The organism is Acinetobacter sp. YH1901141 (genome assembly GCF_013416935.1).
Lineage (GTDB): Bacteria > Pseudomonadota > Gammaproteobacteria > Pseudomonadales > Moraxellaceae > Acinetobacter > Acinetobacter towneri.
This window is the reverse complement of record NZ_VPEY01000048.1, coordinates 1-7,564: the sequence shown is the minus strand read 5'-3', so window position 1 is coordinate 7,564 and position 7,564 is coordinate 1. Positions and strand designations below refer to the sequence as shown.

Sequence of the window (7,564 nt, the reverse complement as noted above, 5' to 3'; positions counted from 1 at the left end):
GCGCGTCTTGACTTGATCCAGAGGGCGGGTTTCGTGCCACCTGAAACCCGCATTTAGGAGTGCGAGCATCGCCAGTATAGCCAAAGTAATGAATATCGCCTGCCATCCCAAGAACTCGCCGATCAATACTCCGGCGATAGGGCCGAGCGCAGGCACGAACGCCAGCATCGAACTGAAAAGGCCGTAGATGACGACACCCTCAGGACGGTTGGCATAAACGTCGCGAACCGTCGCGAACGTCGCCACCAGCATGGCCGACGCGCCCACTGCTTGAAGTAGACGGAAAGCGACAAAGGCCGGTGCAGTTGAAGACCAAGCTGCTCCCAGAGACGCAATGACGAAAGCCGTTGCGCCCGCAAGTAGAATTGGCCGTCGCCCGATTCTGTCTGAGAGCGGACCAAAAATCACCTGGCCCACGCCGAGCATCACCATATAGAGGCTCAACGTGAGTTGGATCATAGCGGGCGTCGTGTTCAGGATGCCGGGCATCGCTGGAACGACAGGGAGATAAATATCCATCGCCAGTGAAGCGAGGATGTCGAAAGGAGCCATCAGCAGCAGTGCTGCCGGCAGCGTATAGGCCCACGCGGGGCGTGTGGTGGTCATGACGAATCAACCCTCGATTAAGGAATACCGGGCGACGTCTGCTCGTCAGCAATCAGATGAGACTAGCCTTACAGAGCGCCGCAACAACAATACTGGTTGTTGCGGCTTACTTGTCTGCTGACTTGGAATTTCCCATCTGATTACTCCACGCTTACGAATATGAATTGCTACATTTTATCCGATTATCTTTTGCTTCGCAATGCGGCATGGGCGCACTCAGCGTTCCAGCCCCCTCTGCCGCCCTAAATGCTTGCTCCAATGCATCGAGCACCATATCTGTATTCATCCGTGTCGATACTTTCCATCCAACAATTGCTCGTGAGAACACATCAATAATAAATGCAGTATAAACCCAGCCTGAATTTGTTTGAATATACGTAAAGTCACTCACCCACAGTTGGTCAGGATGATCAGCAGTAAAATTACGTTTTACCAAGTCATCCGCTCGTTTTTGATCATCTCGGCTACGGGTGGTTTGTTTGTTCTTACCACGCCAAACACCTTTTATACCTAGCTTTTGCATTAATCGAGCAACAGTACAGCGCGCAATAATATAGCCTTCACGTTTCAGTTTTTGCCAGACTTTACGTACACCATACCGACCTGAACTTTCCTTCCAAATTCGTTTAATCTCCTCAGCATGATGCAAGTCATGTAAATCTCGCTTTGCTCGATGTTCTGGATTTTCACAGAGATCTAGAGTCCGGTAATAGGTTGAAGGTGCGATCGGTAAAATTCTACAAATCGCCTCGACTCCGTACAGCTCTTTATTATTATGGATAAAATCCACCATTATTTGTGTGGGCGGTCGAGCTCCGCCTGGGCGAAAAAAGCGGCTGCTTTACGTAGAATTTCATTGGCGCGTTGCAGTTCTTTATTTTCGCGTTCGAGTTGTTTGATACGTTCTTGGTCTGAAAGCTGCTGTACTTTAACTGGATTTTGTTTATCTAAATATTTTTGATACCAAACACGTAGTGTTTCAGGAGTACAACCCTTGCGCAGTATACTGCTCAGGGAGCAATAGCGGTGATCGCAGCCCAATTCGATGGATAATCTTTCTCGGATTCAATCAATAATTGAACCGCTCTTTCTCTGATTTCAGGGGTATATTTTACTTTTTTCATCGGGACATTCTCTCAGAAAGCTTGGTCTCCGACAAACCCGGTACGGTTCAAGGTGAGATTTCTAAAATATATGTAGACAAAAATTCAATCAAAACAGCACCAAATAATAATGATATTAGATATTTTTCTATAAAAGAAGTTCACTCAAATCCTAAAAATAATGTAGTGAAAAATAATTTAGCGATTGAATGTTCACAAGGTCTTTTCTTGAGCCCATTTACTAATCAATGGGAACCTATTTTTCAAAGAGGCTATATTATTGGTACTCTAAAAACCTATGAATATTATAGCTATACAACTGTTTGCGATGATGTCAGAGGAAAATATTCTAATAACATTATTATTAATACAAACAGAATTGGATTTTAATAATAGCCTAAGCAGAACAAGCTTCTCAAAAGCTCTTCTATAAAAATATAAAAACCTATAAAAGCAAAAGCACATGCTCTCAACTTCTCAACTCGTTACCCAAGCGTCGCACTTCGTGCTTTGGCTTTGGTGAACGGTTGAGAGAGTTTCGGCAATACTCTCCCTAAAGGCGGTCATTTAAAAAAATGACACATCCTTTAAGTATTGCCGATTTACCGCATATTCTTTTGGCTTCGGAGCCACGTATATCGGTCGTATCCGCACATAGCTTTGCAGACTATGCAGACAAGGACTAAAGGTCTTGCACCTTCTCCCACGCGCTCCCTGTCGAAGTATGGCGGTATCTCTGCGAGGGTTTCCCCAACATGCAACTTAACCAACCTATACAGCTACTCTTAACGCTCCGCTTTTGTGAGATTCCCCTGTAGCGGTTTAGCCTTTCGACTATCGCTACGTTGCACCAGTGACACTTATTCCCTCCACATGCAACGCATGCCAATCCCTAAAACGGACACGCAGAAGCAGGCAAAGCTCGATCTATGATGCTTATTTGATGATTTAAAACACGGATTAACGAAGACTTATCATTTTGAGACTTGATCTAAACACTGTTTATTGTGAAAATAGAGTTCAGGTACCAGCCTTTGGTGAAATCATAACGGTCGCCAAACCTTATGATCTTCGTTATTCGATGGGTTAACATCAAATAACTGCGTACCGTAGAATTTACTGGAAAACCCCTCTAAGTTGCAAGGCTTAGGGGGGATTTTCTTTATAATTTACAATTACAAATTTACTTATCCTTATTTAAAGCAAATTTTCGCTTCTTAATCACAGTAATTGACTTTTCTTGTGAAGCTATATTTTGCTGAATAGCTACCTGCTTCATTTTTACTGGTAAAGTAATCTTTTCATCAGATTTGGGGCTAGATTCTTTAGGCTTTGAATCTGTTGGCTTTTGCAAAGTTGCTTCTTTATTTTTAATTTTTATATAAATTTTATGTACGACCGTATTGTGTTCTTTGATCTCCTTATTTTTACTCTTTATTTTTTTATATTGTTCTTTAAAGGGCGTTATAAAATTCTTAACCGTTGATAGCAGTACAGCTTCATCAGAGTGTATATCTGCTAATGTCTTTGGTGTTTCACTTTGTACAAAATCAATAAAATGTAAGGGAAATTTTTCAATAATCTCTGGAGTAGCAAAACTAACAAAATGATATCCGTGATAAGAAATTACAGCGTAATTTGTATCCTGTTTAATCGGATGTTTGATATATCCCTTTACTGTCGCTTCTCCTTGATCCAATAGCTTTTTTAGATAGAAATCCTTGATATGATTCTCTAAAACTCTACTTTTTCTATAAAAATTAATCTTATTGTTAATCTCTTCTCGCTCTTCTATTTCATCAACAATATCTAACTTATGACTAAATTCAACAAATTGAGCATGATGATATTCAGCAAGTTTAGAAGTCCAAATTAAGATTTGTCCAAGATTATCAGGCTTAATAATCTCAATATCGTTGAAATCAAGTTTTTTTATTAGTGCAAGTTCTTCATGCTTGAACTCTTTTCTTTCCAAACTTGAATGTTTCAACATAACAACTTCCTTAACCACGGCGTATCCTTCAAAAACTATAAAGTAAAAGCTCATTTGGTATGAATACCAAATGAGCTTTCTAATTAATCAATCAAACATTAAAACAAAAAAGGGAGGTCATACCTAATTAAGTACGTTTCAATGCCATAATATGGCGAACCATATCGTTAATATGTTGTTTTGTTTCATTATCTTGTGAACCTAACCATGTCACCACATCAGCATCAAAAGCCTTTGCTTGAGCGATGGCGTGACGTTCCTGTAATTTTTTCACAAAACTAGGTTTAACCAATGGGGCATTGGTAGGATCAAAATTTTTATAGCGTTCTAATTCATTTTGCATTGCTGTACCTCCGCTTTTGGTGATGTGATGGTTCAAATGCAGTGATTATTCTCGCAACATCTCCACGTTCAACCCAAACCACTGTTAATAGTCTACCACGATTGCTTAAACCGACTGATATTAGTCGTTGTTCGTCATAGTGTCCTACATCATCAAAAGACATCAATGCAGGATCAAGGAAAATACTACAGACTTCTTCGAACGTAATTTCACGCCCTCTGTAGACTAAATCCATTTTTTGGTCATGCCATTCAAATAACAAGCCGTAATATTCAATCAATGGCATGATTACCCCTTTTCCTCTCGTAGAATTGAAATTAAGTAAGAATTTTCTTTTAGCATAAGAAATATTCTTATTATTTTGGGTCTATGACACAAAAATCGCCATTTTTTCCATATCCGCACTGCTTTTTCATCACTCGGACACACGGTTTAGATTCTCCATCAACTTTACAACTTCCAATATCAAACTGGATGCCTTGCTGTCTCAGGCTCTCGATCTGCGGGATATTGCCTAAAGGTTTGATATAAACACTAAACAGCCAAATGATACCAAGCATCAGAATGGCAAAGATGCCTAGAACAATGGTAATGAGCTTCCATGACAACTGATCACGGGCTGATTCAATTGAATTATTCAAGCGTCCAAGTGCTTTAGCGGTCTTAATAAGCTCCGCTGTACCCTCCTGTAAGCCCGTATTTAGCGATTTTGATACAGTATGGTGGGTCTGCCCAGCAATAGTGCTTTGAATGTGTTCTTTCGTGATTTGAAGCTCTTTAACGGCCTGATTGACGAGGTTCTGCTGTTGTTCTGCAACTGCCATTAGTGCATATAGCTTTTTTTCATCAGGTGTCATCGGCTCATCCCTCTAAACTTCATTGTTTTCTGTTGCTCTCTTTCTAATTTCTGCTGTTGTTTGTACTGTTCCAAAGCAAGCTGTTTAAAGCTGTCAAAATCAGCCTTAAAGCTCTCAATACCCTGTTTAATTTCTTTGTCTGAAATTGGGCTGTTTTTGAGGTCTTTCAGGTCTTGTTTGGGGTCGCCTAAGTCTAGTCGCTCAAGCTCTTTATAGGCTGTACGTGATTGTTGTAGGGCTTCCCTAATTTCAGGGTCTTTGGCTTGGCTTGGTAACAGTTTCTTTTCGGGTTCTTTCTCTATGCCTTGCTCTTTGTAGCTTCGCATATCAATACGGCTATCAATTTGATGTTTTTCTAAATGGCTGTTGCATAAATCCGCCCATCTTTGGCGTAGGTCTTTAATATCAATTTTTCGTTCCTGGTAACTCTTGCCTGTATTGTCTTTTTTAGCTCCGCCACGTTCAGGATTTTTGCTGTTATAGCGTTTGAAATATTGCTCTGGATCTCGTTCGATTCCATCTTGCAGACGTTCATTAAACATGAGATGCACGTGGGGCTGATCGTTGCCGTCCATTGCTTTAGGGTTATGAATCGCAAACTGATATGGATATTTTGAGCCGATCTCGGACTGAATGAACTCCTCAACCAGTTCTAGACGTTGTTTGGCATTCATCTCTCTAGGCAGGGCAATTTCATATTCTCGATAGGTACTGCCATTTTTGCGCTCGTAAAGGTCGGCTGCTTCCCAAAAGGTAATCGGATTATGTTCAGCCCATTTCGGCATATTCCCATAGGCACTATGTTCAAGGTCGGTTTCTGCCTGTTCTTGTTTCAGCTTTTTTTCTTCATCCCGATCAATATATTCGGCATGCGGTGCTGCTTTACCTGCCTTACCGACTTTGACACTTAAACGAGCAATCGCCATTAGGTCTTATCCTGTTCCTTTTTTCGGTTACGTTCTTTTTTAAACGCTCTTTGATCAAGTATCGAAGCCCACATCATAATGATGATAATTAGCGGTGCTGCGATCACGCCAAAACTAATATCTTTGATTTTTCCCAATACCTGTTTTAGTTGCATGCTGTTGCTCCTAGCTTTGGTACTTCTTTTTTTCATTCAATTTTCAATTGAACGAAAAAAAGAAGTTTCAGGGTTTTAGGGATGAAGTCCCTAACGTGCTTAGGTTTCTCAATGAAATTGAGAAACGTCTAAGCGCGCCATCAATTTTTTGATGGAAGTACAGGCGACAATCTCTAGAACGACTTTAACAAAATTGCGTACCTTGGACGTAATTATTTTGTTATCGTTCTTTGAGTATTGAGCCTGTGCTTTTGCGGTATATGAATTAAGGAATTGAATATGAATAATGATTGGCTGTCTGAAAAAATTACCTACATTTCTGCTTTAAAGAATCCCAGTGATGCACAAAAGCTTTTATTAGAATTAGCTCAAATCCAATACCGTACTCCCGACCAAGAGAAAAAATTGAATGCCTTGATCAAAGCTGAAAAAGCCATAGATCGAGCGAATAAACAGAAGATAGCAGTCAGAAAATTACTGAATGCAGAAAAGGAAGCTGAACGAAAAGCTCGTACACGTCATCTCATTCAATTAGGCGCACTTTTTGAAATTGCTAACCTTGATCAGCGTGACCCAGCCGAATTACTTGGAATTCTGCTTAAAACTGCTGAAATAGACCCAAATGATATGAAATGGCAAATTTGGAAGGATTTAGGATTAGAAGTTCTCAAACAACGTAAAAATAATTCAAATTAATTATAAGCTAAGCTAGATCAGCAATAAATTAAGTTATGATTTAACAAATCATTATGAGATTTCATAGGACAATTAATGAAAAAGTTTATCTTAGGACTCTGTCTATCTTTACCAATTCTCTCTCATGCAGCACCTAAATGGGAACTTGCTAATGTATTCATCACAAACAAAGATAAAGGTGAACCGTACCGGGTTTGTCGGAGAGTTTTTTATTTAAGTTAGGCCACCTGACCTAACGGGTTAATCTTATCATAGTACATTGCTTCAAAATCAAAAGGTGATACATAACCTAGTGCACTATGTACACGCTCTTTATTGAACCAATCTACCCAATTTAGTGTCGCAAGTTGGGCACTGTTGCAAATAGGCTGACATGATAAGCTAAATATCTTATTTATTTCGAGATACAGCAGATGAATCCCTTCCACGGTCGGCACTTTCAAGGTGAAATCATTCTTTGGGCTGTTCGTTGGTATTGTAAATATGGCATCAGCTATCGTGAACTTCAGGAAATGCTGGCCGAACGTGGAGTGAATGTTGATCACACCACAATTTATCGCTGGGTTCAGCGTTATGCTCCAGAAATGGAAAAACGTTTACGTTGGTATTGGCGTAATCCTACAGATCGACATTTATGGCATCTGGATGAAACTTACGTAAAAGTGAATGGCAAATGGGCATATCTATACCGTGCAGTTGACCAACGTGGCCATACTCTTGATTTCTATCTTTCTGCTAGACGAAATACCCATTCAGCTTATTGTTTTCTTGGAAAAATTTTAAATAATGTGAAGAAGTGGCAAATTCCACAAGTGATCAACACGGATAAAGCACCCACATATGGACGTGCTTTATCACGGTTAAAACGGGAAGGTAAATGTCCAC

Annotated in this window: 10 protein-coding genes, 2 pseudogenes and 1 other annotated feature; of the genes and pseudogenes, 3 read left to right on the top strand and 9 right to left on the bottom strand. The window is 40.1% G+C overall.

The features are described 5' to 3' along the window. Nucleotides 1-606 (bottom strand): Bcr/CflA family efflux MFS transporter (locus FTV52_RS13975; RefSeq protein WP_179991019.1); only part of this gene is annotated, 606 nt, incomplete at its 3' end. A 151-nt stretch (nucleotides 607-757) separates the two neighbouring features. After that, a pseudogene (locus FTV52_RS13970) lies at nucleotides 758-1,730 on the bottom strand (IS3 family transposase). Beyond that, nucleotides 1,325-1,441, bottom strand: a sequence feature (AL1L pseudoknot). (Overlaps the previous pseudogene by 117 nt.) Here FTV52_RS13970 and FTV52_RS13965 point away from each other — a divergent pair. Then, nucleotides 1,683-2,099: a hypothetical protein gene (locus tag FTV52_RS13965; protein WP_163169825.1), complete on the top strand. Its 417-nt coding sequence runs from the start codon at nucleotides 1,683-1,685 to the stop codon at nucleotides 2,097-2,099. The pseudogene FTV52_RS13970 and the gene FTV52_RS13965 sit on opposite strands and share 48 nt — an antisense overlap. A gap of 793 nt (nucleotides 2,100-2,892) precedes the next feature. Here FTV52_RS13965 and FTV52_RS13960 read toward each other — a convergent pair. From FTV52_RS13960 to FTV52_RS13935, 6 genes are all read right to left on the bottom strand, one after another. After that, on the bottom strand, nucleotides 2,893-3,702 hold the full coding sequence (locus tag FTV52_RS13960) for a hypothetical protein (RefSeq protein ID WP_108091266.1): 810 nt from the start codon (nucleotides 3,700-3,702) through the stop codon (nucleotides 2,893-2,895). A gap of 127 nt (nucleotides 3,703-3,829) precedes the next feature. Continuing rightward, entirely contained in the window at nucleotides 3,830-4,045 is a 216-nt protein-coding gene (locus FTV52_RS13955) for a hypothetical protein (RefSeq protein WP_042087985.1), read from the bottom strand. Beyond that, a complete protein-coding gene (locus FTV52_RS13950) occupies nucleotides 4,035-4,331 on the bottom strand; it encodes a BrnT family toxin (protein ID WP_042087986.1) in 297 nt (98 codons plus the stop codon). The genes FTV52_RS13955 and FTV52_RS13950 overlap by 11 nt, the downstream gene beginning before the upstream one ends. Before the next feature lie 70 nt (nucleotides 4,332-4,401). Further along, a complete protein-coding gene (locus FTV52_RS13945; RefSeq protein ID WP_068550831.1) occupies nucleotides 4,402-4,902 on the bottom strand; it encodes a hypothetical protein in 501 nt (166 codons plus the stop codon). Then, nucleotides 4,899-5,828, bottom strand: coding sequence for a MobA/MobL family protein (locus tag FTV52_RS13940; protein WP_119065094.1), 930 nt, complete (start codon nucleotides 5,826-5,828; stop codon nucleotides 4,899-4,901). Before FTV52_RS13940 ends, FTV52_RS13945 begins: the two co-directional genes overlap by 4 nt. Beyond that, complete coding sequence (locus FTV52_RS13935) at nucleotides 5,828-5,983, bottom strand: hypothetical protein (protein WP_002061201.1); 156 nt, start codon at nucleotides 5,981-5,983, stop codon at nucleotides 5,828-5,830. The genes FTV52_RS13940 and FTV52_RS13935 overlap by 1 nt, the downstream gene beginning before the upstream one ends. Before the next feature lie 279 nt (nucleotides 5,984-6,262). Here FTV52_RS13935 and FTV52_RS13930 point away from each other — a divergent pair, with 279 nt between their 5' ends. After that, nucleotides 6,263-6,679: a conjugal transfer protein TraD gene (locus FTV52_RS13930; protein WP_108091264.1), complete on the top strand. Its 417-nt coding sequence runs from the start codon at nucleotides 6,263-6,265 to the stop codon at nucleotides 6,677-6,679. 218 nt (nucleotides 6,680-6,897) lie between these two features. On the opposite strand, the pseudogene FTV52_RS13925 reads toward FTV52_RS13930, so the two are convergent. Next, nucleotides 6,898-7,029 (bottom strand): annotated as a pseudogene (locus FTV52_RS13925) (IS3 family transposase); the annotation flags it as partial. A 63-nt stretch (nucleotides 7,030-7,092) separates the two neighbouring features. On the opposite strand from FTV52_RS13925, the gene FTV52_RS13920 reads away from it, so the two are divergent. After that, nucleotides 7,093-7,564 (top strand): IS6 family transposase (locus FTV52_RS13920; protein WP_151817486.1); only part of this gene is annotated, 472 nt, incomplete at its 3' end.